The sequence below is a fragment of the Vibrio sp. TRT 29B02 genome (assembly GCF_050113655.1).
Classification (GTDB): Bacteria; Pseudomonadota; Gammaproteobacteria; order Enterobacterales; family Vibrionaceae; genus Vibrio.
The window spans coordinates 119854-144504 of sequence record NZ_JBNJOJ010000007.1 but is presented as its reverse complement, the minus strand read 5'-3'; the positions used below and the strand labels follow the sequence as shown (position 1 = coordinate 144504).

The 24651-nt window shown below is 45.5% G+C and carries 19 protein-coding genes; 10 read left to right on the top strand and 9 right to left on the bottom strand.

Annotation, left to right across the window (positions count from 1 at the left end):
- Positions 1–354: 354 nt before the first annotated feature.
- The 4 genes from pdhR (at position 355) to lpdA (ending at position 7448) form a co-directional block, all read left to right on the top strand.
- Entirely contained in the window at positions 355–1146 is a 792-nt protein-coding gene (gene pdhR, locus ACQEXT_RS06565) for a pyruvate dehydrogenase complex transcriptional repressor PdhR (protein WP_138973121.1), read from the top strand.
- A 31-nt stretch (positions 1147–1177) separates the two neighbouring features.
- Entirely contained in the window at positions 1178–3841 is a 2664-nt protein-coding gene (gene aceE, locus ACQEXT_RS06560) for a pyruvate dehydrogenase (acetyl-transferring), homodimeric type (protein WP_269377463.1), read from the top strand.
- 19 nt (positions 3842–3860) lie between these two features.
- On the top strand, positions 3861–5756 hold the full coding sequence (gene aceF, locus ACQEXT_RS06555) for a pyruvate dehydrogenase complex dihydrolipoyllysine-residue acetyltransferase (RefSeq protein ID WP_426951144.1): 1896 nt from the start codon (positions 3861–3863) through the stop codon (positions 5754–5756).
- Positions 5757–6020: 264 nt separating this feature from the next.
- The gene (gene lpdA / locus ACQEXT_RS06550) at positions 6021–7448 is read left to right on the top strand and encodes a dihydrolipoyl dehydrogenase (protein ID WP_138973118.1); all 1428 of its coding nucleotides are present in this window, start codon (positions 6021–6023) and stop codon (positions 7446–7448) included.
- A gap of 123 nt (positions 7449–7571) precedes the next feature.
- Here lpdA and ACQEXT_RS06545 read toward each other — a convergent pair whose 3' ends face one another.
- Positions 7572–8192, bottom strand: a complete 621-nt coding sequence (locus ACQEXT_RS06545) for a LuxR/HapR/OpaR family quorum-sensing transcriptional regulator (protein ID WP_426951143.1) — start codon at positions 8190–8192, stop codon at positions 7572–7574.
- A gap of 317 nt (positions 8193–8509) precedes the next feature.
- Here ACQEXT_RS06545 and hpt point away from each other — a divergent pair, with 317 nt between their 5' ends.
- Complete coding sequence (gene hpt / locus ACQEXT_RS06540; protein ID WP_138973116.1) at positions 8510–9040, top strand: hypoxanthine phosphoribosyltransferase; 531 nt, start codon at positions 8510–8512, stop codon at positions 9038–9040.
- A gap of 65 nt (positions 9041–9105) precedes the next feature.
- Here hpt and can read toward each other — a convergent pair whose 3' ends face one another.
- Complete coding sequence (gene can / locus ACQEXT_RS06535) at positions 9106–9774, bottom strand: carbonate dehydratase (protein WP_269377459.1); 669 nt, start codon at positions 9772–9774, stop codon at positions 9106–9108.
- 397 nt (positions 9775–10171) lie between these two features.
- Here can and ACQEXT_RS06530 point away from each other — a divergent pair, with 397 nt between their 5' ends.
- The 3 genes from ACQEXT_RS06530 (at position 10172) to ACQEXT_RS06520 (ending at position 13703) form a co-directional block, all read left to right on the top strand.
- Positions 10172–11842: a SulP family inorganic anion transporter gene (locus ACQEXT_RS06530; RefSeq protein ID WP_138973114.1), complete on the top strand. Its 1671-nt coding sequence runs from the start codon at positions 10172–10174 to the stop codon at positions 11840–11842.
- Positions 11843–12013: 171 nt separating this feature from the next.
- On the top strand, positions 12014–12931 hold the full coding sequence (locus ACQEXT_RS06525) for an ABC transporter ATP-binding protein (protein WP_426951141.1): 918 nt from the start codon (positions 12014–12016) through the stop codon (positions 12929–12931).
- A 1-nt stretch (position 12932) separates the two neighbouring features.
- Complete coding sequence (locus ACQEXT_RS06520) at positions 12933–13703, top strand: ABC transporter permease (protein ID WP_138973112.1); 771 nt, start codon at positions 12933–12935, stop codon at positions 13701–13703.
- 60 nt (positions 13704–13763) lie between these two features.
- On the opposite strand, the gene panC is transcribed toward ACQEXT_RS06520, so the two are convergent.
- From panC to sfsA, 7 genes are all read right to left on the bottom strand, one after another.
- The gene (panC, locus tag ACQEXT_RS06515; protein ID WP_426951139.1) at positions 13764–14666 is read right to left on the bottom strand and encodes a pantoate--beta-alanine ligase; all 903 of its coding nucleotides are present in this window, start codon (positions 14664–14666) and stop codon (positions 13764–13766) included.
- A gap of 12 nt (positions 14667–14678) precedes the next feature.
- Positions 14679–15473 carry a 3-methyl-2-oxobutanoate hydroxymethyltransferase gene (panB, locus tag ACQEXT_RS06510; RefSeq protein ID WP_138973110.1) on the bottom strand — a complete coding sequence of 265 codons (795 nt, stop codon included), beginning with the start codon at positions 15471–15473 and terminating at the stop codon, positions 14679–14681.
- Between the two features lie 22 nt (positions 15474–15495).
- Entirely contained in the window at positions 15496–15981 is a 486-nt protein-coding gene (folK, locus tag ACQEXT_RS06505) for a 2-amino-4-hydroxy-6-hydroxymethyldihydropteridine diphosphokinase (RefSeq protein ID WP_138973109.1), read from the bottom strand.
- A gap of 2 nt (positions 15982–15983) precedes the next feature.
- The gene (gene pcnB, locus ACQEXT_RS06500; protein WP_426951137.1) at positions 15984–17345 is read right to left on the bottom strand and encodes a polynucleotide adenylyltransferase PcnB; all 1362 of its coding nucleotides are present in this window, start codon (positions 17343–17345) and stop codon (positions 15984–15986) included.
- An 81-nt stretch (positions 17346–17426) separates the two neighbouring features.
- A complete protein-coding gene (gluQRS, locus tag ACQEXT_RS06495) occupies positions 17427–18317 on the bottom strand; it encodes a tRNA glutamyl-Q(34) synthetase GluQRS (RefSeq protein ID WP_426951136.1) in 891 nt (296 codons plus the stop codon).
- Positions 18318–18394: 77 nt separating this feature from the next.
- Positions 18395–18841, bottom strand: a complete 447-nt coding sequence (gene dksA, locus ACQEXT_RS06490; RefSeq protein WP_006878271.1) for an RNA polymerase-binding protein DksA — start codon at positions 18839–18841, stop codon at positions 18395–18397.
- 139 nt (positions 18842–18980) lie between these two features.
- Positions 18981–19694, bottom strand: coding sequence for a DNA/RNA nuclease SfsA (gene sfsA / locus ACQEXT_RS06485; RefSeq protein WP_426951134.1), 714 nt, complete (start codon positions 19692–19694; stop codon positions 18981–18983).
- Between the two features lie 54 nt (positions 19695–19748).
- Between sfsA and hrpB the strand changes: the two genes are divergently transcribed.
- A complete protein-coding gene (hrpB, locus tag ACQEXT_RS06480) occupies positions 19749–22202 on the top strand; it encodes an ATP-dependent helicase HrpB (protein WP_426951133.1) in 2454 nt (817 codons plus the stop codon).
- Positions 22199–24574 carry a penicillin-binding protein 1B gene (gene mrcB / locus ACQEXT_RS06475; protein ID WP_426951132.1) on the top strand — a complete coding sequence of 792 codons (2376 nt, stop codon included), beginning with the start codon at positions 22199–22201 and terminating at the stop codon, positions 24572–24574. Before hrpB ends, mrcB begins: the two co-directional genes overlap by 4 nt.
- Positions 24575–24651: the final 77 nt, after the last annotated feature.

Genomic DNA, 24651 nt, shown 5'->3' with positions numbered 1-24651 from the left:
TCTCGCTTCTCGCTTCTCGCTTCTCGCTTCTCGCTTCTCGCTTCTCGCTTCTCGCTTCTCGCTTCTCGCTTCTCGCTGTCTTTTCGCGACACATCCCATTCATATTCTTTTAAAACTAAAAAGATAAACTGTGACCCCTAGCACGTTACATGCCCATCTGTTTATAAATTGTAATTGGTCTGACCAATTTAATTGCTGTTTTAATCAGCTATTGTTATCAAAGTGTTGATGTAAGGGCTGTTCTATGATTTGGGTCAATTTTTGACTGGAACTTGCGTTTTAATTATGTTAATTTTCCTGCCAACTTGAAATTGGTAATACCAATTGACTGCAAAGAGTAGAAGAAAAACAACTATGGCTTATCAAAGGATTCGTCAGCCAAAACTTTCTGATGTCATTGAACAAGAATTGGAAAGGCTGATAGTGGAAGGAACATTGTCTCCGGGGCAGCAGTTGCCACCAGAGCGTGAGTTAGCGAAGCAGTTCGATGTCTCACGTCCTTCAATCCGTGAAGCGATTCAACGCCTAGAAGCTAAGCGTCTTCTTACTCGTCGTCAGGGCGGCGGCACATTTGTTAGCGAGAGTATTTGGACAAGCTTTTCTGATCCTCTGCTAAATTTATTGTCTAGCCACTCTGAAACTCAGCTGGACTTACTGGAAACTCGCCATGCGATGGAAGGTATTGCGGCTTACTTTGCAGCAGTTCGTGGAACCGAGGAAGACTTTGCGCGTATTCAGGCTTGCCTGAAAAACATCAGCGAAGAGCAAACGAAGAAAAATGTCGAAGCGGAAGCTGTAGCTGTTATGCAGTTTTTGATTGCTTTAACGGAAGCTGCACACAACGTAGTGTTGCTGCATATTGTTCGTAGTTTGGCTCCTTTGCTTGAGCAAAACGTCTTACAGAATTTAAAGCTCTTACATCGCCGCGATGAAGTGGTCGAGAAAGTAAGTAAACACCGAGCTAATATTGTGGATGCGATTGTTTCGGGTCAGCCGGAAAAGGCACGTGAAATGTCACACTCACACTTAGCTTATATCGAAGAAACATTGTTGGATTTGACTCGTGAAGAGTCACGCAGAGAGCGCTCTTTGCGTCGAATTCAGCAAGGTAACGATTCTTTAAACAAGAAACGGTTACTTAAATAAGTAGATCCAACCAATAGAAGGATAGATCGCCATGTCTGATATGAAGCATGACGTAGATGCACTGGAAACTCAAGAATGGCTTCAAGCACTTGAGTCAGTTGTACGTGAAGAAGGTGTAGAGCGTGCTCAGTTCCTATTAGAGCAAGTTCTAGACAAAGCACGTCTAGACGGTGTTGATATGCCAACAGGTATCACAACTAACTACATCAACACGATTCCTGCAGACCAAGAACCCGCTTACCCAGGTGACACAACACTTGAGCGCCGTATTCGTTCTATCATCCGCTGGAACGCAATCATGATCGTTCTACGTGCATCTAAGAAAGACCTTGAGTTAGGCGGCCACATGGCGTCTTTCCAGTCTTCTGCTGCATTCTACGAAGTATGTTTCAACCACTTCTTCCGCGCTCCAAACGAGACGGACGGTGGCGATCTAGTTTACTACCAAGGTCACATTTCACCGGGTATCTACTCTCGTGCATTCGTTGAAGGTCGTCTAACTGAAGAGCAGCTAGATAACTTCCGTCAAGAAGTAGACGGTAAAGGTATCCCATCATACCCACACCCTAAACTAATGCCTGAGTTCTGGCAGTTCCCTACCGTTTCTATGGGTCTAGGTCCAATTTCTGCGATCTACCAAGCGCGTTTCCTTAAGTACCTAGACGGCCGTGGTTTGAAAGATACTTCTGCTCAACGTGTATACGCTTTCCTAGGCGATGGTGAGATGGATGAGCCAGAATCACGTGGTTCATTGTCTTTCGCTGCGCGTGAGAAGCTAGATAACCTATGTTTCCTAGTTAACTGTAACCTACAGCGTCTAGATGGCCCTGTAATGGGTAACGGCAGCATCATTCAAGAGCTAGAAGGTCTATTTAAAGGCGCTGGCTGGAACGTTGTTAAAGTTATCTGGGGTAGCAACTGGGATGCTCTGCTTGCTAAAGATACAACAGGTAAACTTCTACAGCTGATGAACGAAACTGTAGATGGTGACTACCAAACATTTAAATCTAAAGATGGCGCATACGTACGTAAGCACTTCTTTGGTAAGTACCCTGAGACAGCTGCACTCGTTGCAGACATGACAGATGACGAAATCTTCGCTCTTAAGCGTGGTGGTCACGAGTCTTCTAAGCTTTACGCAGCATACAAAAACGCGGCAGAAACTAAAGGTCGTCCAACTGTAATCCTAGCTAAGACAGTGAAAGGTTACGGTATGGGTGAAGCGGCTGAAGGTAAAAACATCGCGCACCAAGTTAAGAAGATGGATATGACTCACGTACTACATCTACGTGACCGTCTAGGTCTTCAAGACATCCTAACGGATGAAGCAGTGAAGGCACTTCCTTACCTGAAACTTGAAGAAGGTTCAGCGGAATACGAATACCTACACGCTCGTCGTAAAGCATTGAAAGGTTACACGCCTCAGCGCCTACCTAAATTTACTCAAGACTTCCAAGTTCCTGAGCTAGAAGAGTTCGCGCCGCTACTAGAAGAGCAGAAGCGTGATATTTCTACCACCATGGCTTACGTTCGTACTCTTAACATCCTGCTTAAGAACAAAAACATTGGTAAGAACATTGTTCCTATCATCTGTGATGAAGCACGTACGTTTGGTATGGAAGGTCTATTCCGTCAGATCGGTATTTACAACCCACACGGCCAGAACTACACGCCACAGGATCGCGACATTGTTTCTTACTACAAAGAAGCAACATCAGGTCAGGTACTTCAAGAAGGTATCAATGAGCTAGGTTCAATGGCATCTTGGGTTGCAGCTGCAACGTCATACAGCACTAACGATCTGCCAATGATCCCATTCTACATCTACTACTCAATGTTTGGTTTCCAACGTGTAGGTGATATGGCATGGCTAGCTGGCGACCAACAAGCTCGTGGTTTCCTACTAGGTGCAACTGCTGGTCGTACAACGCTGAACGGCGAAGGTCTACAGCACGAAGATGGTCACTCGCACATTATGGCGGGCACAGTTCCTAACTGTATTTCTTACGATCCAACGTTCGCATACGAAGTTGCCGTTATTATGCAAGACGGTATCCGTCGCATGTACGGCCCTGAGCAAGAGAACGTGTTCTACTACCTAACAGTAATGAACGAAAACTACGCGATGCCTGCGATGCCTGAAGGCGCGGAAGAAGGCATCCGTAAGGGTATCTACAAGCTTGAATCTTACGCTGGTGACAAGTCTAAAGTTCAGTTGATGGGCTCTGGTACTATCATGAACGAAGTTCGTAAAGCGGCAACAATCCTAAGTGAAGAGTACGGCATTGCATCTGACGTGTTCTCTGTAACGTCATTCAACGAGCTAACTCGTGATGGCCAAGCGGTAGAGCGTGACAACATGCTGCACCCAGAAGCAGAAGACAAAGTACCTTACATTGCTCAAGTTATGGGTACAGAGCCAGCGATCGCAGCAACTGACTACATGAAGAACTACGCAGAACAAGTTCGTGCGTTTATGCCTTCTGAGTCTTACAAAGTACTGGGTACTGATGGCTTTGGTCGTTCTGACAGCCGCGAAAACCTACGTCGTCACTTCGAAGTGAACGCAGGTTACGTTGTAGTAGCAGCGCTCTCTGAACTAGCTAAGCGTGGTGATGTTGAGAAATCAGTAGTAGTTGAAGCTATTGCTAAGTTTGACATCGACACTGAAAAAACTAACCCGCTATACGCTTAATTGAGAAGGTAGATAAGAAATGGCAATCGAAATTAATGTACCAGACATCGGTGCGGATGAGGTTGAAGTTACTGAGATTCTTGTAAGCGTTGGCGACAAGGTTGAAGAAGAGCAGTCTCTGATCACAGTTGAAGGCGATAAAGCTTCTATGGAAGTTCCTGCATCTCAAGCAGGTATCGTTAAAGAAATCAAAATCGCAGAAGGCGACAAGGTTTCTACTGGTTCTCTAATCATGCTATTCGTTGAAGAGAATGTCGAAGCCGAGGGTGCAGCTGAAGCTGCGCCTGCTCCTGCGGCAGAAGCGGCTCCAGTTCCAGCAGCAGCGGCAGAACTGAAAGAAGTTTTCGTACCAGATATCGGTGGCGACGAAGTAGAAGTGACTGAAATTATGGTTGCAGTTGGCGACAGTGTTGAAGAAGAGCAATCTCTTCTGACTGTTGAAGGCGACAAAGCTTCTATGGAAGTTCCAGCACCATTTGCAGGTACTCTAAAAGAGATCAAAGTAGCCGCTGGCGATAAAGTATCGACTGGCTCTCTAATCATGGTATTCGAAACTGCCGGCGCTCCATCAGCGGCACCAGCAGCAGTAGAAGCTCCAGTGGCAGCAGCTCCAGCAGCCTCTGCAGCAAAAGAAGTGAACGTGCCTGATATTGGTGGCGACGAAGTAGAAGTGACTGAAATCATGGTCGCAGTTGGCGATACAGTGGAAGAAGAGCAATCGCTCATCACTGTTGAAGGCGACAAAGCTTCAATGGAAGTTCCTGCACCATTCGCGGGTACGGTTAAAGAAATCAAGATTGCAGCTGGCGACAAAGTGTCTACTGGCTCACTCATCATGATTTTCTCTACAACGGCAGGCGAAGTGGCGGGCGCAGCGCCTGCACCTGTAGCAGCTCCAGCACAAGCAGCAGCGCCTGCTGCGGCAGCTCCTAAAGCAGAAGCACCAGCGGCAGCAGCTGGCGATTTCCAAGAAAACAACGAGTACGCACATGCGTCTCCAGTTGTTCGTCGCCTAGCTCGTGAGTTTGGCGTTAACCTATCTAAGGTTAAAGGTACTGGTCGTAAGAGCCGTATCCTCAAAGAAGACGTTCAGTCTTACGTTAAAGAAGCGCTTAAGCGTCTTGAGTCTGGCGCAGGTGCAGCAGCATCTGGCAAAGGTGACGGCGCGGCTCTTGGTCTACTACCATGGCCAAAAGTTGACTTCAGCAAGTTTGGTGAGACAGAGGTTCAACCTCTATCACGTATCAAGAAGATCTCTGGTGCGAACCTACACCGTAACTGGGTAATGATCCCTCACGTTACACAGTGGGATAATGCAGACATCACTGAGCTAGAAGCATTCCGTAAAGAGCAGAACGCGATTGAAGCGAAGAAAGATTCTGGCATGAAGATCACTCCACTAGTGTTCATCATGAAAGCGGCAGCTAAAGCACTTGAAGCGTTCCCTGCGTTCAACTCGTCTCTATCAGAAGATGGTGAAAGCCTAATTCTGAAGAAATACGTGAACATCGGTATCGCGGTAGATACGCCAAACGGCCTAGTTGTTCCTGTATTTAAAGACGTGAACAAGAAAGGCATTTACGAGCTATCTGAAGAGCTAATGGTGGTTTCTAAGAAAGCACGTGCTGGTAAGCTTACTGCAGCAGATATGCAGGGTGGCTGTTTCACGATTTCAAGCCTTGGTGGTATCGGTGGTACTGCGTTTACTCCAATCGTTAACGCGCCAGAAGTTGGTATCCTAGGTGTATCTAAATCTGAAATTAAACCAGTTTGGAACGGTAAAGAATTTGAACCGCGTCTACAACTTCCACTATCTCTATCATACGACCACCGTGTGATCGATGGTGCTGAAGGTGCACGTTTCATTACGTTCCTAAATGGCGCACTATCAGATATCCGTCGTCTAGTTCTTTAATTCGATAGACGATTAAGAGGCGGCAATTAAGCCGCCTCTGCTAATAATAATTACCAGACAATTTGATAGCAGACCTTAGATTCAATAAGGTTTTACCCATCGAATTGTTGTCTAGCTCACAGGCTAAATTGATTTACTTTTCACTCCATTAACATCTCTGTAAACTGTTGGCGGTCTGAAAATAACTGTTTAAAACAAATCGACTTGAACATATAAATCAATACCCACTCAGCCTGTTAGGGATAATGACTACAAGAGGTCACAATGAGCAAAGAAATTAAAGCCCAAGTTGTTGTACTTGGTTCTGGTCCTGCTGGTTACTCAGCTGCATTCCGTTGTGCAGATTTAGGTCTTGAAACTGTACTTATCGAGCGTTACAACACCCTAGGTGGTGTATGTCTGAATGTTGGTTGTATCCCATCTAAGGCGCTTCTGCACGTTTCAAAAGTAATTGAAGAAGCTAAAGCGATGGCTGAACACGGCGTCGTGTTCGGTGAGCCACAAACAGATATCAACAAAATCCGTATCTGGAAAGAGAAAGTTGTAAACCAACTTACTGGTGGTCTTGGCGGTATGGCTAAGATGCGTAAAGTTAACATTGTTAATGGTTACGGTAAGTTCACTGGTCCTAACACTATTCTTGTAGAAGGTGAAGGCGAGTCAACAACGGTTACTTTTGACAACGCTATCATCGCAGCAGGCTCTCGTCCTATCAAACTGCCATTCATTCCACACGAAGATCCACGTATCTGGGATTCAACGGATGCTCTAGAGCTGAAAGAAGTACCAGGAAAACTACTGATCATGGGTGGTGGTATCATCGGTCTAGAAATGGGTACGGTATACCAGTCTCTTGGCTCTAAGGTAGACGTCGTAGAGATGTTCGACCAAGTTATCCCAGCGGCAGATAAAGACATCGTTAAAGTTTACACCAAGCGTGTGAAGAACAAGTTCAACCTAATGCTAGAAACGAAAGTGACAGCGGTTGAAGCGAAAGAAGACGGTATCTACGTTTCAATGGAAGGTAAGAAAGCGCCAGCAGAAGCTGAGCGTTACGATGCTGTTCTTGTTGCTATCGGTCGTGTTCCAAATGGTCTATTGATTGATGGTGAGAAAGCGGGTCTAGAAATTGACGAGCGTGGCTTCATCAAAGTCGATAAGCAGATGCGCACTAACGTTCCTCATATCTTCGCGATCGGTGACATTGTTGGTCAACCAATGCTTGCTCACAAAGGTGTGCATGAAGGTCACGTTGCAGCAGAAGTTATTTCTGGTAAGAAACACTACTTCGACCCTAAAGTTATTCCTTCAATTGCTTACACTGAGCCAGAAGTGGCGTGGGTTGGTAAGACTGAGAAAGAAGCGAAAGCGGAAGGCATTAACTACGAAACAGCGACATTCCCATGGGCTGCATCTGGTCGTGCAATTGCATCAGACTGTTCTGATGGTATGACTAAGCTGATCTTCGATAAAGACACGCACCGTGTAATTGGTGGTGCTATCGTTGGTACTAACGGTGGCGAGCTACTAGGTGAAATCGGTCTAGCTATCGAGATGGGTTGTGATGCGGAAGATATCGCTCTAACTATCCATGCTCACCCAACTCTACACGAGTCTGTGGGTCTAGCAGCGGAAGTGTTTGAAGGTACTATCACTGACCTACCAAACCCTAAAGCGAAAAAGAAAAAGTAATTTTTTCGTAGAGACGCTAAAAAACCGCTGATTGTTCAGCGGTTTTTTTATTGTTTGATTTCGCCAAGACAGAAAAAAGGCCTACTCAACAAAGGGTAGGCCTTTAACATTTACTCGTAAAAATTATGCATTCTCAGCATGCTTGTAGATACAAAGCATATCAAGGTAGCTTTGTGTCAATCGAGACATAACCATTTCATCTTGAATTCGGTTGGCTTGAACAAACAGTGAGTAGAAGATTCCGTGGAATAACGTAGCCAGATGTGCAGGTTCATGTTGTTCACATACTTCACCACGTTCGATCGCTTTAACAAACATATTTTGTACTAATAGCTGGTTAGTACGGTTGGTAGTCACAAACAGTGGCCACACTTCATCACGAGTCGATGCGCTCCACTCAAACCAAACTTTTAGCCAATGGCAGTCATTAACCACCAAATCAACCATATTGTTGGTTAGATTGTTTAAGTTTTCCTTAGCGTGGATATCCAAATCGATATTGTCTGAGAGGAAGTTTGAGAACTGACGTACTACGTAGTTAAGTACATCATCAACAAGATCTTCGCGAGTAGGGAAATAGTTAAAAACGGTAGCGACAGAGACTTGTGCAATTTCAGCAATATCAGCGTGACCACCACGCCCGATGCCACGACGTGCAAACACTTCGAGAGCGATTTCCATTAATTGCTGCTTACGTTTTTGCGGTGATAGACGCGTACGCGGTCTTTTAGCTATAGAGTCCATAGTTAATTTCCTTGCCAAATGAGTTGTTAATATAATTGTCTGGGCTTTGCCCTATTTTAGTATTTTATAAATTGCATGACGCTCTATGAGTGTAATGGTGCATATGTGTCAGGTCAACGATTTCTGCTTATTTTATAATCACTTTTGTTAATATCGTGCTAAAGATCAACCTGAAACATTAAATTTATCGATCATTATTTTAGGCAAACGTTTTTCCTTGATGCTGGCTAGTGCTAAACTACGCCCTTAAAGCATCAGACTGTACGTAAGTGGTTATTCATTAACCTGGTACAGAGAACGTGAAAAACGAGATTGGTATGAAACATACAGTAGAAGTAATGATTTCTGAGCAAGAAGTCAGCGAGCGAGTAAAAGAGTTAGGTAAGCAGATTACTGAGCACTACCAAGGTAGTGAAGATCTAGTCATGGTTGGTTTGCTACGCGGATCATTCGTATTTATGGCGGATCTGGCTCGCTCGATTGAGCTTACTCATCAAGTTGATTTTATGACCGCTTCTAGTTATGGCAACACGATGGAAAGTTCACGTGATGTTCGCATCCTTAAAGATCTTGATGACGACATCAAAGGTAAGGATGTTCTGCTGGTAGAAGACATTATTGATACAGGTAATACGCTAAATAAGGTTAAGGAGATTTTGAGTCTTCGTGAGCCTAAATCAATCGAAATATGTACTCTGCTAGACAAGCCATCTCGTCGTGAAGTTGACGTGGATGTGAAGTGGATTGGTTTTGAAATACCTGACGAATTTGTTGTTGGTGTTGGTATCGACTATGCACAGAAATACCGTCACCTACCATACATTGGCAAAGTTGTACCTCAAGAGTAAGTAAAACTCTGTGAAGTGACGCAAAGCAAACGCCCGCATTCAATAGCGGGCGTTTTTGGTTGTGCTTAACGACACAGTAAATGGTGTTCTGGGTTCAGAATCGATTCCATTGCTTTCTGGTATGACGTATCTACAGACTCGCGAGAGCTGGAGCGAACCCCTAAATACTCGAGTTTGCCATCACCGATACCGTAGACCACGCCATGAATTTCGACTTCTTGTCCACGCTCCCAAGCGTTTTGTAAGATAGTGGAGTTACCCAGATTATAAACCTGCTCCGCGACATTGATTTCGCCCAATTTGTCAGCACGCTTATCTACAGGCATGGCATCTAAATAATTACGGTGCTTGAAGTAGAGATCTCGAATATGCAGTAACCAGTTATTGATAAGACCGAGTTGTGGGTTGTCAATCGCGGCGTTAACACCACCACAACCGTAGTGACCACAAACGATAATATGCTTAACTTTGAGCACATCGACGGCATATTGGACGACAGAGAGGCAGTTGAGGTCGGTGTGTATTACCTGATTGGCGACATTTCGGTGAACAAACAACTCCCCCGAGTAAAGTCCGGTAAGACGTTCTGCGGGTACGCGACTATCTGAGCAACCAATCCAAAGAAAGCCTGGGCTTTGGCCTTCTTCTAACTTCGCAAAGTATTCGGGACGTTCTGCTTTAATCGATTCTGACCATTTGGAATTGTTTTCAAATAGCTGTTTAATTTCCGGCATTTCTTCACAACCTTTAAAATATACTTGCACCACTATACACAATGTTACAATTTCCTTCCTAGTTAAATTGGCCAAAAAGGTACTCATCTGACGTGTTTGAGCGCCAAAAATCATAAACTTAGTCGTTATCCTAACAAATGGTTATAAAGTATGAGTTATAGGATGCGATTAACACTTATCTCTACTCGATAACATTTGATAACATGATGTAAATAGCGCTATTTCGCAGCATTTAGCGTCATTTTTACCTACAAATTCTAAGGTTATGCCGTCTAAGAACGAGCATAGATGGATGTGACTTTAGAGTAAGACGTTGTAATGCCAATACATAACCACAGTGGCGTCACCACCGACGGTGTCTGTGGGTAATGTTGAGTAATAAGCATGGAGCAAAGTTGTGTTCGCGAGTCGTTTTGAAGATATAAATCTCAGAGGGGATTTGTTTGGTGGTGTGACAACCGCCATTATTTCTTTACCGTTAGCACTTGCTTTCGGTGTCGCTTCAGGAGCGGGTGCTGAGGCTGGCCTTTGGGGAGCCATCATGGTCGGCTTATTTGCGGCCTTGTTTGGTGGATCAAACACACTGATCTCTGAACCTACCGGTCCTATGACGGTTATCATGACAGCGGTACTCACCAGTATGGTGGCGAAGTACCCAGAAACCGGTATGGCAATGACGTTTACTGTTGTTATGATGGCAGGTGCATTCCAAATTTTACTCGGTACGTTGAAGCTTGGAAAATATGTCACTTTAATGCCATATAGCGTGATCTCCGGCTTTATGTCGGGAATTGGCGTTATATTAATTATTCTCCAACTCTCTCCACTACTCGGTCATGCCGCCCCATCCGGTGGCGTCATGGGAACGCTTTCTGCGTTGCCAGAAACGGTTGCTAACATGAGATTTAGCGAGCTGTTTCTTGGTTTGCTAACCCTAGCGATTCTGTTCTTCTTTCCTAAACATTATCGTAAGTATGTTCCAGCTCAATTAGTCGCACTGATCGTTGTGACCTTACTTTCCGTCATTCTATTTGATACCGATGCCATCCGTCGTATTGGTGAGATCCCAGCAGGACTGCCTTCTTTGGTGATCCCTCAGATTGATTCGGCGATGTTTACTGAGATGGTGATCGATGCCTTAGTGCTGGGTACTTTAGGCTGTATTGACACCTTGCTGACAGCGGTCATTGGTGACTCCTTAACGCGTAAAGAACATGACTCAGATAAAGAGCTTCGTGGCCAAGGTTTGGCAAACATGATCTCAGGTCTGTTTGGCGCTCTACCTGGTGCAGGGGCAACAATGGGAACGGTTACCAACATCCAAGTTGGTGCACGCTCGCCGTTATCTGGTGTGATTCGTGCTCTGGTGTTGGCACTGGTGGTTCTTGTCGCGGGTGGTTTGACTGAGCCAATTCCAATGGCGGTGCTAGCCGGTATTGCTGTCTATGTCGGTTTCAATATCTTAGATTGGAGTTTTATCCAACGCGCGCACAAAGTCAGTTTTTCTGGTATGGCGATCATGTACGGTGTCATGCTGCTGACTGTATTCGTTGATTTGATTGCAGCTGTCGGACTGGGTGTATTTATCTCCAATATTATTATTATTGAGCGTTTAAGCCGTGAGCAAGCAAGACAAGTGAAAGCCATCAGTGATGCAGATGAAGATGATGTGCCTTTAACCGACAGTGAACGAGGCTTGTTGGATAAAGCGAATGGGAAGGTTCTCTTTTTCTACTTGTCTGGACCGATGATTTTCAGTGTATCTAAGGCAATTTCGCGTCAACATAGCAGCATTTCTGATTATGAAGTCATGATCCTAGACTTGACCGATGTACCAATGATTGATGTTACGGTGGGACTGGCACTGGAAAACGCTATCAAGGACGCATTGGATGCTAAATGTCAGGTTTACTTGCTGTGTCCGAATGAACAGACACGCCAACAATTGGATAAATTCCACGTCATTGACTTAGTGCCAGAAGGGAACACTTATAAATTCCGCTATGAAGCATTAAAAGCCGCAGTGAAGCATGTGGGAAGTGATGAACATCAGGACGAAGCGATATAAGTCTGATGTTTTAGAGTAAAAAAGCGCCACCGACCTCGTTCGGTGGCGTTTTTATTTGTGGCTAAGTTAGGTAAATATTATTTCCAAAATATTCGAAAGGTTTAATTGTAATCATCGTCATTCAACGATAAACTAAATTTCGAATACGCAAAGCAATGGCAGTCGTAACTTATGTATGCATTAGAAATTGAGCAGCTCCGCAAGACTTACGCGGGTGGACTTGAAGCGCTAAAAGGCATTAGCTTAAATGTCAAAAAAGGTGATTTTTACGCCTTACTCGGTCCAAATGGTGCCGGAAAATCGACCACGATCGGAGTCATATCATCTTTGGTTAATAAGAGTTCTGGTCAGGTAAAAGTGTTTGGCTTTGATATTGATAAAGATCTTGAGCTAGCCAAACAGCACCTCGGTCTTGTGCCACAAGAATTCAATTTTAATCAGTTTGAAACCGTTGAACAGATAGTGCTTCAGCAGGCTGGTTACTATGGTGTGTCAAAATCCGTAGCCAAAGAGAGAGCAAAAAAGTATTTATCTAAGCTCGATCTGTGGGAAAAACGTAGCGAACGTTCACGAAATTTGTCTGGTGGGATGAAGCGACGTTTAATGATCGCTAGGGCTCTTATGCACGAACCTCAGCTATTGATTCTGGATGAACCTACTGCGGGTGTCGATATTGAACTACGCCGTTCAATGTGGGAGTTTCTGAAAGAAATCAATCAAGAGCAGGGGATCACTATCATTCTAACGACTCACTATCTAGAAGAAGCTGAAATGTTGTGCCGTAACATTGGGATCATCAATAAAGGTGAACTGATCGAAAACACCACCATGAAGGCGCTACTGAGCAAACTGGATGTGGAGACATTTATTCTTGATCTTGAAGAAGGCTCGGCACAACCAGAGTTGCAGGGTGTGAAGAGTCAGATTTTTTCTAATGACTCGTTAGAGATCGAAATAGAGAAAACTCAGGGATTGAATGGCATATTTTCTCAGCTATCGGAGCAGGGTATTAAGGTGCTGTCGATGCGTAACAAAGCCAATCGTCTTGAAGAGTTGTTTGTCAGTATTGTACGAGAGGGGAGCCAATAATATGTATCATTTATATTGGACTGCATTTTGTAGCCTGCTGACTAAAGAGGTTAACCGTTTTACTCGTATCTGGGTACAAACACTGGTGCCACCCGCCATTACGATGACCTTGTACTTCATCATTTTTGGTAGCCTAATTGGTTCGCGAATTGGTGAAATGAATGGTTTCAGCTATATGGAATATATCGTCCCGGGATTGATCATGATGTCGGTGATTACCAACTCATATTCTAACGTGGCCTCCTCTTTCTTTAGTGCGAAGTTTCAGAGAAATATCGAAGAGTTGTTGGTCGCGCCAGTACCAAATTATGTGATCATTTTAGGCTTTGTGATGGGCGGGGTCGTGCGTGGTTTATTGGTTGGTACGATCGTTACTTTTGTGTCATTGTTCTTTGTTGATCTCCAAGTTGATCACTGGGGCATTATCATCGCAACGGTATTTATGACCTCAGTAGTCTTTGCATTGGGCGGTTTGATCAATGCGGTCTATGCTAAAACCTTCGACGATATTTCGATCATTCCAACCTTTGTGTTGACGCCACTGACCTATCTTGGTGGTGTGTTTTACTCCATCAGCTTGCTACCAGAGTTTTGGCAGGGTGTGTCGAAGATCAACCCAATCGTCTACATGGTAAACGCATTCCGTTATGGCTTTCTCGGTGTCTCTGATGTCGGTATAGTCACTTCATTCAGTGTTCTTGGTGTTTTTGTCGTCCTGCTATACGGCGTTGCACATTATCTAGTGACACGAGGAATTGGCTTGAGAAGCTAAAGAGTAAGATAACAAAAAGGGTTGGCGTAAATGCCAACCCTTTTTTTGGGGAAGATTTAGTTATTCCGCCGAGATCGGTGTCGATTCAGACGGATCTTCTTCTTTGCTCTCAACTGAGATTTCCACCACTTGATTATCAATCAGGCGTGCTTTACCTAAGAACGCAGACATCAAGATAACGATCTGCGTGGTTTCAGCGGATACCACTTGAAGTGTACGGGCGTCGCGAATGAAGATTTCATCTGGGTGTAGCCCAGCAGCGCGTAACTGATCGCTGGCATCTTCAATTACAGACGCGTAGTCATCGCGGCCACCACGAATGGCGCTACTGATCCAACGCATCGTACGTGCCAGAACTGGGGCTCGTTGGCGTTCGTCAATCGTGAGTAAGCCATTGCGTGAGCTCATTGCCAGTCCATCCATTTCACGAACGGTTGGTACGCCAATGATTTCGGTATCCAGAGCCAAGTCTTCAGTCATTTTGCGAATAATGGCGAGTTGCTGGAAGTCTTTTTCACCAAAACAAGCAACGTCGGGTTGGACGATATTGAATAATTTGGTGACAACGGTCGCGACGCCACGGAAATGCCCTGGACGAGACGCACCTTCAAGAATATTAGATAGGCCAGGGACTTCAACAGTGGTCTGATTCTCAATTCCCAGAGGATAGATAATCTCTGGAGTCGGGGTAAAGACCAAATCAACGCCTTCGGTCGTTAACTTGCTTAAGTCATCATCTAACGTGCGTGGATAGTTGTTGAGGTCATCAGCACGATCAAACTGCATTGGGTTTACGAAGATGCTAACAACAACGATGTCCGCATTCTCGCGAGCCTTACGGACTAACGTAAGGTGACCTTCATGGAGGTTACCCATAGTTGGTACAAACGCAACTTTGCGGCCATCACGTTTGTGCTGTTTGATTTGCTCACGCAGAGCGGAAATTTCAGCAAAAGTTTGCATGGCTATCATTCCTTAGGCGATTGTATGTGCTTCGTCAGGGAAGGCACCGCTTTCAACATCTTGCTTGTACTTAGCGACAGCGCTGCGCATATCACCCGTTTCAGCAAGGAAGTTTTTCGAGAATTTTGGCATGTAGTTAGCTGAAATGCCGAACATATCGTGCATCACTAAGATCTGGCCGTCAGTCACATTACCCGCACCGATGCCGATCACTGGTACTTCACACACTTCGGTGATGCGCGCTGCAAGTTCTTGCGGTACACACTCAAGTAGGATGATTTGAGCCCCTGCCTCTTGTAGTGCAAGTGCATCACGTACCATGCGATCCGCTTTGTCTTGCTCACGACCTTGAACTTTGAAGCCACCAAAGATGTTGACTGACTGTGGCGTTAGGCCGAGGTGTGCACAGACAGGAACGGCACGTTCTGTGAGTGTTTTCACTGTGTCGACTAACCAGTCGCCACCTTCAATTTTGACCATATTGGCGCCAGCACGCATTAAAGCAGCCGCGCTCTCACAAGCTTGTTCAGGCGTGGCATAGCTCATAAATGGCATATCTGCCATTAGTAGGCAGTTTGGGCTGCCAGCACGCACACAGCGCGTGTGGTAGGCAATATCATCGACAGTCACTGGTAGTGTGTCACGAGTGCCTTGTAAAACCATTCCTAGTGAGTCACCGACTAGCAGCACCGGCATCTCTTGGCTTTCAAATAACTGAGCAAAGCTCGCATCGTAAGCGGTAGAAGTGGCAAATTTACGACCTTCTTGCTTCCATTTCATCAAGTCGCTAATAGTAATTTTTTTCATGATTTTTCCTTACAGGAGTTGGCTATGATTGCCAAATACGCAGACCGTTTTGCTCAACGACTTTAAGTAAGTCTTCCAGTCTGGTCCCACATGGGAGGGTTAAATTTGGTGCGATTTCTGCGAGCGGGTAGAGCACGAATTCACGCTCTTTCATTCCATAATGAGGAACGACCAAACGCTCGGAATCAATCACCTCATTGCCATAAAGAATCAAATCGAGATCTAAGGTTCTTGGGCCCCAGCGTTCTTCTTTACGGACACGCCCTTGCTCTAGTTCAATTGTTTGTGTGCAATCGAGTAGTTCAAGAGGCGTTAATTCGGTTTTAATTTCGACAACTGCGTTGATGTAGTCAGGTTGATCCTGAGGCCCCATCGGTGTACTGCTGTACAGCGATGAGGTTTGGATAAACTCGGACTTAGGGAGTTGTTTTAAGGCATCAATTGCCGCATTCGCTTGAGAGACAGGATCACTAAGATTACTGCCTAGTGCGATAAAAACAGTGATCATTGTTATGCCTTAGGCTTCTTCTTGCGGTAGTTCTTACGACGGCGCTGTTTAGGTTGACCTTCAATTGAAGCGTCAAGATCTGCCACCATAGCTTGGCGCATATTGCGACCCGCGTTCTGGAACGTTTCCCACCATTTGGCTAACTGTGCGGTTTCACCTTGTTCCACTTCCCCTCGCATTTCGAGGAAGTCGTAGCCAGCACGGAACTTGTTAAGTTCCATTAGACGGAATGCGCGTTTGCCATTACGACGTGGCATACGCAGCTGGAGCTGCCAAATTTCGCGGATAGTCGCGGTGTGGCGGCGTGGGATCGCAATTGTTCGAACTTGATCATCAAGTACAAAGTTGCTTGCTTCCATTATCGCGTCGTAGAACGAGAGATTGCGCTTTTCCATCAGCTGTTTGGCTTTCTCTTGCAGTGGATACCACAGCATGGCTGCAAACATAAATGCAGGGTTGATGCGTTTACCTTCTTCGATACGCTGATCAGTAGAATCGAGCACGAGATCCAGCATTTGCTCAGTTTGCGATGAGTAATCTTCAGTGAAGAACTCAGCAATAGTCGGGAAAAGCTGTTGGAAAAGGTTGTATTCACGCATCAGATGATAAGTTTCTAGGCCATGGCCAGACTGAAGCATTTTAAGGGACTCTTCATAGAGTCGTGCAGCAGGGATCTCTTGCAGTAATGTTGCCAGTTCTTCTATCGGAGCTGCGGTGTCTTCTTCAATATCGAAGTCCAGTTTTACCGCAAATCTGATCGCACGCAGCATACGCACTGGATCTTCGCGGTAACGGGTATCAGGATCACCAATCAGGCGAATGAGTTTATCCTCTAAATCTTCGATACCACGTGCGTAATCGTGGATAGAGTAATCGCCGATGTTGTAATACATTGCGTTGACGGTAAAGTCGCGGCGTTCAGCATCTTCATCTATGGTGCCATAGACGTTGTCACGCAAAAGCATGCCTTCTTTTGATTGCTGAGAAACGTTTTTACTAGGTTCTTGGTGGTGGCCTCGGAAGGTCGCCACTTCGATAATGTCGCGACCAAACATAATATGCGCTAGACGGAAACGGCGGCCAATGAGACGGCAGTTTTTAAAAAGCTGTCTGATTTGTTCAGGGGTTGCATTGGTCGCGATGTCGAAATCTTTCGGCTGCTGAGAAAGCAGCAAGTCTCGAACACCGCCTCCGACAAGATATGCGTCGAAGCCTGCACCATGAAGACGGTATAGCACCTTCAATGCATTATCACTGATCTGTTTGCGCGAGATATTGTGCTCTTGGCGAGTAATAATATTTAGAGCGAGCTCAGAAAATTTTCCTGTTTCGCCGGGTGTATAATCGTTTTTATTCATGTGCATATGGCAATAATTGGTCAAGCCAACCTTGCTTGAGTTTAATTTCTTAGGCCCATAAGGGGCGAATTTGCGGCTAATAATAGCTTACAGCGAGCGGTTTGAGAATATTGGTGTGATCTCAGTCGATGAAGGCAGTTGTGATAAGTGCCAATTCTCTATCCCCCAAAGGATGATTTCATCTAAGCTCGCAGTACTAATTTCTTCATCAATATCAAACCCTAAGAATGTCATAGCATCGATGAGTGCTGGCTTAGGATTCTGGTTATCAATGGCTTTCGCATGATTTTGTTTGGACAATTTTTGTCCATTATTATCAAGCGCTAAAGGCAGATGCAAATAGTTTACAGGTTTAGCATCAAGCATTTGATATAAGCTGATTTGTCTTCCGGTTGGCTCAATCAGATCTGCCCCTCTGACGACTTCCGTCACCCCTTGGTCAATATCATCTAATACTACAGCAAGGTTGTACGCAAATAAGCCATCTCGTCGCTTTATAATAAAATCTTCATCTGCCAGAGCAGTTGGAATGTTGAGTATACCGTGGCGTCTATCTTCAAACTGATACACAGGATGAGACATTCGCAGACGAACGGCACATTGTTCACCACTAGTGAGTTTAAGATCGCGGCAAGTACCAGTGTAAAAGCCACCTAACTCTTTAATTTGCTTGCGTGTGCAATGGCAAAAATACGCTTGGCCAGAGTCTAACCAACGATCAATCTGTTGTTGGTAAAGTGAATGACGTTGACTTTGGTAAACGACCTCTCCATCCCAGTGAAGGTGGTATGCCTCCAGCGTTTCCAAAATCAGGCGGCTAGCGCCCGGCATTTCGCGTGGGGGATCTAAATCTTCAATTCGAACTAGCCATTTACCTTGGTTAGATTTTGCTTGAAAGTAACTGCCAAGCGCAGCGATCAGTGAACCAAAATGAAGAGGTCCTGAAGGGGATGGGGCGAAGCGACCGATGTAACTCATAGTATTATTGCGCTAATAGGTATAACAAACCAAAAAGGGAGCCAAGGCTCCCTTCAGTAGTCATAACAAAGCCGTAATTAGCCTTGCATTTGCTTCTCTTTGATTTCTGCAAGAGTTTTACAGTCAATACAAAGGTCAGCCGTTGGGCGTGCTTCTAAACGACGGATACCGATTTCAACGCCACAAGATTCACAGAAGCCAAAATCATCTTCTTCAATCTTATTAAGAGTTTTTTCAATTTTCTTGATTAGACGACGCTCACGATCACGGTTGCGCAGTTCTAAGCTGAACTCTTCTTCCTGAGACGCGCGGTCAACTGGATCTGGAAAGTTTGCTGCTTCATCCTGCATGTGGTGTACAGTGCGATCAACTTCTTCCCTGAGCTGGTTGCGCCAAGCGGACAGAATTTTTGTAAAATGAGCCATCTGCTCAGGTGACATGTATTCTTCACCTGCTTTCTCTTGGTATGGCTCAACCCCTGCAATGGCTAGGATGCCTAGCGCTTTTTTCTTTGATTCTGGCATGCAGCATCTCCTACTAACACCTAGTCAACTGCGCTCGCAGTTTATTTTAAGGCGGGTATCTATAGCAAAAAGAATCTTGTGAGGCAAATACTGGTGAGTAAACTTACTGTCAATGTGAAGGTTACATCACTTTTGTTTGTTAATGGCTGAAATCTAGCGCCTTAACCAGCTTTATCTCATGGTGTGAAAGTTGTGCTTTATAGCACAGGATTTCCACCCCTTGTTCTTGTGCATATTTAAGTAATTGTGAATAGTCGGCGTCTATATGGTGGGCAGGAGATACTTTTTCAATACCTGAATGTAAAACAGTGAATAAAAGTACAGCTCTGCTTCCATTTTGAGCCATCTGAGCCAGCTCTCTCAAATGTTTTTGACCTCTAGTGGTCACTGCATCAGGGAAATAGCCTTGGCCTAATTTGTCCTCATCCAATAAGGTGACGCTTTTTACCTCTATATAGCATTTTGGTTTATTTTTAGCGTTGAGCAAGATATCAATCCGGCTATTTTCATTGCCATATTTTACTTCAGTTTGAAGTTGGTCGTACTCTTGAAGTTCAGTTATCACCCCAGACTTTATCGCTTCGACTGACAATTGGTTAGCGCGAGCGGTATTAATGCAGATGCGATGACCCGCTTGCGTCTCACTCAACTCCCAGCTATTTGGGTACTTGCGTTTAGGATTGTCTGAGGTCGAGTACCAAACTTTATTTCCCGGAGTGGCACAACCCGTCATAGCGCCAGTGTTGGCGCAGTGAATGGTTCGTTCACTACCATCAGGTAAAGTGATATCCGCTAAAAAGCGTTTATAGCGCCTAATGAGGACAGCAGGCTCAAGTATAGGTTCAAACTTCATTTACAACTGGATTTATGTACAATATTTGCATCATTACACCATAAGGCCTTCCCATTGTCACAACTGCCTATTCAAGGCGTGATGCCAGATTTACTCTCTGGTATTCGCTCAAGCTCGCAATTGATCCTTAAAGCTGCTCCAGGAGCCGGTAAATCGACCTATTTTCCTTTGCAACTGCTTCTTGAACGAGCGGTGGAAGGAAAAATTGTCATGTTGGAACCAAGACGGCTTGCAGCACGCAATATCGCCCGTTATTTGGCTAACCAATTGGGTGAAAGTGTGGGGCAACGGGTGGGTTATCGTGTTCGAGGCGAGAACAAAACGAGTACGAATACTCAGTTAGAAGTGGTGACGGAAGGGATTCTGACACGAATGATTCAATCGGATCCGGAGTTAACGGGTATCGATTTGATCATTTTTGATGAATTCCATGAGCGCAGTATCCATGCAGACACTGCGCTGGCTTTCTGTTTGGAAATTCAGGATGCACTGCGTGAAGATCTTAAACTGGTCGTGATGTCTGCAACATTAGACCAAAATGCGTTAAGTCAATTGCTTCCCCTTGCGACTTATATTGAATCTCATGGGCGAAGCTACCCAGTTGAGTATCGTTATCAGTCTGCGAAACCAAATGAGCGACTCGAGGATCTGATGGCCAAACAGATTACCTCTCTTATGGCGAAAGAAACCGGCTCTTTACTTGCGTTTTTACCAGGGGTTTCTGCCATCAAACGCGTTGAAGAGCGTTTGCATAACCTCGCCGACGATATTCAGGTCTGTCCATTATATGGTCAGTTAGATTTTGCACAGCAGCAAGCCGCTATCGAACCTTGTCAACAAGGTAAAAGAAAAGTGGTGTTAGCGACCAATATTGCTGAAACCTCCCTGACAATCGAAGGGATCAGACTGGTGGTCGATTCAGGGTTGGAGCGAGTAGCCAAATTTGATTTGAAAAGTGGTATTACAAGGCTCCAGCAAGTTCGTATTTCCCAATCTTCGGCAGAGCAGAGAGCAGGACGTGCCGGACGTATCGAATCGGGTATTTGTGTCCGCCTATACAGCGAAGCTCAGCTCGCGCAACAGCCCTATGTTCCGCAAGCTGAGATTCTTCATTCCGACTTATCAAATTTAGTTTTAGAGTTGGCTCAGTGGGGAACCCAGAACCCTGCGGAATTAAGTTGGCTGGATGTGCCGCCTTCGAGCGCAATCAGTCAGGCAAAAGGGTTATTGCGTCAGCTCAACTTATTGGATGAAAAAGGCCAACTGACGGAATCAGGCTCACTGGCTGCAAAATTAGGATTAGATCCAAGAATGGCAAGCCTTATTGCCCGAGCCGAGCATTCACAGGCGACAGCAATTGCTGTTGTCGCACTGTTGGAAGACCCTGAGCGAAACACGATTAACTTTATGCATAGTGTTCATCGCTTAAAAGAAGGCCGCCATAGCCGACAGAAAGTCGTTCTACAACGCGCAAATACGCTTGCCAATAGACTTGGGTGTCGGTTTGAACTCGCGGCGCTTGATGAGTCACTGGTGGCTCCTTTGTTGGCCTCCGCGTTTCCTGATCGAATTGCCCAAGCGAGAAGTCATCAGCAGGGGCGGTTTATTCTTGCCAATGGACACGGTGCTGAACTGCAAGAGGTTGAAAAGCTGGCTGCAAGTGAGTATTTGGTGGTTATCGACCTGATGCGCAGCCAGTCTGACTCTTCAATGATTTATTCTGCTGTCGAACTGGATATGTTTGTTTTACACAATCTCTTTCCCGACCTGTTTGTGGATCAGGAGGTTGTTGACTGGGATGAGCAGAAAGGGCGACTTATTGCTGAACAACAGCGTAAACTTGGTCGCTTAGTGGTAGAGAGGAAAGCATTGCCTGAGCCACCTCGCGAAAAAATGACGCAAGCTTTACTTAATTTCATTCGTCGTAACGGTCTTTCGGTATTAAATTGGACGCCACACAGCCTTGAGTTACTGGAAAGAGTGCGTTGCGGTCAAGAATGGTTGCCAGAGCAAGCGTGGCCGGAGTTAACAGACAACGCACTGTTAGACAATTTAGAGCAGTGGTTAGAACCATATCTCAATGGGATTGGATCGGTTAAAGCGCTAAGCAAAGTCGAATTAGAAGCGGCGTTATTGGCGTATTTAGGTTGGCCACTGAATCAAGACATTGATAAATGGCTACCAACGCATTACCAGTTGCCGACAGGCAGCAAGAAAAAAATTCGCTATCAGCAAGGTCAGGAACCCGTGTTATCAGTACGAATGCAAGAAGTATTTGGTGAGCAGGCTTCTCCAGAAATAGCACAGGGCAGGAAGCGTTTAGTGTTGGAACTACTCTCTCCGGCGCAGCGACCTCTGCAAGTGACCCGAGATCTTGCTAGCTTTTGGGCGGGTGCTTATATCGAAGTGCAAAAAGAGATGAAAGGTCGCTACCCAAAACACGTTTGGCCTGATGATCCCGCTAACCATGTAGCGACAACGAAAACAAAACGACAATTGAACTCATGACCAAGAAAAATACCACCACAACCAGTAAGGCAAAAACATCCACATCCGCCAAGAAGCCATCTGGTAAACGAAGCGCGAAATCGCCTCAACGTAAGCCTAGTGAGCCGCCCCAACGTAGGTGGCTGAAAACATTATGGGGCATTAGCTGGAAGGTCGGCTTAGCTGGCTTCGCTTTGTTGCTGTTTGTTGGTATCTATCTAGATAGTGTGGTGAAACAACGCTTTGAAGGGCAATTATTTGATTTGCCTACTGTGGTTTATGCGCGAATCCTTAACTTGGCTCCGGGCGAAGATATTACGATTCAAGAAGTGCGCAATGAGTTAGACGTGCTCAATTACCGCAAAGTCCGCCAACCTCGCTACCCTGGCGAGTACTCTTCTTCTTCGACAAAAATTGAAGTGATTCGTCGACCATTTGAATTTAGTGATGGTCCAGAGCCTGATCGTCATGTGATGCTCCATTTCTCTTCAAGCCAGCTAGAGCGCATTCAATCACTAGAAAAGAAAGGCGATTTAGGCTACTTACGTATTGAGCCGAAAATGCTTGGTATGTTGGAGAAAAACCACGATGAACAGCGGCTGTTTTTGCGTCGAGACCAGTTCCCAGAAGTCATGGTGGATGCCCTACTCGTCACAGAAGATCGCAACTTTTACCAACATGATGGCGTTTCGCCTGTTGCGATTGCACGAGCGATGGTTGCTAACGTAAAGGCGGGCAGAACTGTGCAGGGTGGCAGTACTCTGACTCAGCAGTTGGCCAAGAATATTTTTCTATCCAGTGATCGAACCTTATGGCGTAAAGTTCGAGAAGCCTACATTGCTTTGATTCTGGATTATCGCTACAGCAAAGATCGCATACTAGAGGCGTATCTGAACGAGGTTTATCTCGGTCAAAGTGGCGGCGAGGCGATTCATGGCTTTGGTCTTGCTTCGCGACTTTACTTTGGTCAGCCGATCCAAGAACTGCGCATTGACCAGCTTGCTCTGCTGGTGGGCATGGTAAAAGGTCCTTCCTACTACAATCCGGTGCGCTTTCCTGAGCGTGCGAAAGAGCGTCGAGATTTAGTGTTACGCCTAATGATGCAGCAAAACATTCTCACGGCAGAACAGTATGATATGGCGGCAAGTCGCCCCCTTGATATTCAGGACAATCCGAAAATTGCCAGCCGCCAACCCGCTTATTTTCAGCAGTTGAAGATTGAACTAGAACAGAAGGCAGGGGATGCATTTCAGTCAGATATCGGCTTACGTGTATTTACATCATTGGATCCTGTTTCTCAGCAAGAACTTGAACGAGCAATCGCAAAGAAAATTCCGCAACTTGCTGATGTGGCGGGTAAATCTCTTGAAGGCGCAGCTGTCGCTGTCGACAGGCACACAGGGGAAATACGAGCCATGGTCGGAGGGAAACGAACCGGTTACGATGGCTTCAACCGAGCTTTGAATGCCAGCCGACAAATTGGTTCATTAGCCAAGCCTGCGGTTTACCTCACGGCATTGGAACAACCAGAGAAATACAATCTGGCCACGACGCTGCACGATAAACCGATTAGCTTGAAAGGCAGTAAAGGTGATGTCTGGTCGCCTAGAAATTATGACCGTCAGTTCCGTGGTGATGTGCCTTTGTATATCGCTTTAGCTAAGTCGCTCAATGTACCTACGGTTGAGCTAGGGATGCAGGTTGGTATCGCCAATGTGGTTAACACGTTGGAAAAACTTGGCGTAGACAAGAATGAAATTCGTCCGGTTCCGTCGATGTTTCTTGGTTCATTTACGTTAACGCCATTTCAAGTCGCGCAGATGTACCAAACGCTGACTAACTCGGGAAAACAAGCCCAGCTGTCAGCCTTGCGGTCCGTGATTGATTTGGAAGGGAATGTGCTGTACCAGTCATTACCGAAAGTGTCACAAACCGTTGATCAGCAGGCCGCGTGGTTAACGACATACGCAATGAAGCGAGGCGTCTTGGAAGGAACAGGGCGTCATCTCAACAGCCAGTTTGGCTGGGCGGCGTTAGCAGGAAAAACCGGAACCAGTAACGATACTCGAGACAGTTGGTTTGTCGGCGTCGATGGGCGAGAAGTGACCACGATTTGGCTAGGCCGAGATGACAACAAACCGACGAAGTTAACCGGTTCAAGTGGTGCATTGCGAGTTTACGCTGAGTACCTAGAGCACCGTATTCCTGAAAAGTTAACCCTACCTTGGCCCCAGGGAATCAGTACGCTTGGTTTTGCTAAAACGGCTCAGGGTAGTCTGGATTTGGATTGTGGAAACGAGTTCACATTGCCAGTGTGGGACATCAATGGCGTAATGAAGCAGCAGTGTGATAGCCAGCCTAAACAATGGTTACAGAAATTATTTAGTTGGTAACACGCATGGTGTTGAATATTAGTACTTTACGCTGATTAAGTCTGTCAGTATAAACGTTAGAACGACTGTAGAAAGGG

Excerpts from the sequence above, each read along its gene's own strand:
- pdhR (WP_138973121.1), top strand. The coding sequence starts at position 355 with ATGGCTTATCAAAGGATTCGTCAGCCAAAACTTTCTGATGTCATTGAA.
- aceE (WP_269377463.1), top strand. The coding sequence starts at position 1,178 with ATGTCTGATATGAAGCATGACGTAGATGCACTGGAAACTCAAGAATGG.
- aceF (WP_426951144.1), top strand. The coding sequence starts at position 3,861 with ATGGCAATCGAAATTAATGTACCAGACATCGGTGCGGATGAGGTTGAA.
- lpdA (WP_138973118.1), top strand. The coding sequence starts at position 6,021 with ATGAGCAAAGAAATTAAAGCCCAAGTTGTTGTACTTGGTTCTGGTCCT.
- ACQEXT_RS06545 (WP_426951143.1), bottom strand. The coding sequence starts at position 8,192 with ATGGACTCTATAGCTAAAAGACCGCGTACGCGTCTATCACCGCAAAAA.
- hpt (WP_138973116.1), top strand. The coding sequence starts at position 8,510 with ATGAAACATACAGTAGAAGTAATGATTTCTGAGCAAGAAGTCAGCGAG.
- can (WP_269377459.1), bottom strand. The coding sequence starts at position 9,774 with ATGCCGGAAATTAAACAGCTATTTGAAAACAATTCCAAATGGTCAGAA.
- ACQEXT_RS06525 (WP_426951141.1), top strand. The coding sequence starts at position 12,014 with ATGTATGCATTAGAAATTGAGCAGCTCCGCAAGACTTACGCGGGTGGA.
- ACQEXT_RS06520 (WP_138973112.1), top strand. The coding sequence starts at position 12,933 with ATGTATCATTTATATTGGACTGCATTTTGTAGCCTGCTGACTAAAGAG.
- panC (WP_426951139.1), bottom strand. The coding sequence starts at position 14,666 with ATGCAAACTTTTGCTGAAATTTCCGCTCTGCGTGAGCAAATCAAACAG.
- panB (WP_138973110.1), bottom strand. The coding sequence starts at position 15,473 with ATGAAAAAAATTACTATTAGCGACTTGATGAAATGGAAGCAAGAAGGT.
- folK (WP_138973109.1), bottom strand. The coding sequence starts at position 15,981 with ATGATCACTGTTTTTATCGCACTAGGCAGTAATCTTAGTGATCCTGTC.
- pcnB (WP_426951137.1), bottom strand. The coding sequence starts at position 17,345 with ATGCACATGAATAAAAACGATTATACACCCGGCGAAACAGGAAAATTT.
- gluQRS (WP_426951136.1), bottom strand. The coding sequence starts at position 18,317 with ATGAGTTACATCGGTCGCTTCGCCCCATCCCCTTCAGGACCTCTTCAT.
- dksA (WP_006878271.1), bottom strand. The coding sequence starts at position 18,841 with ATGCCAGAATCAAAGAAAAAAGCGCTAGGCATCCTAGCCATTGCAGGG.
- sfsA (WP_426951134.1), bottom strand. The coding sequence starts at position 19,694 with ATGAAGTTTGAACCTATACTTGAGCCTGCTGTCCTCATTAGGCGCTAT.
- mrcB (WP_426951132.1), top strand. The coding sequence starts at position 22,199 with ATGACCAAGAAAAATACCACCACAACCAGTAAGGCAAAAACATCCACA.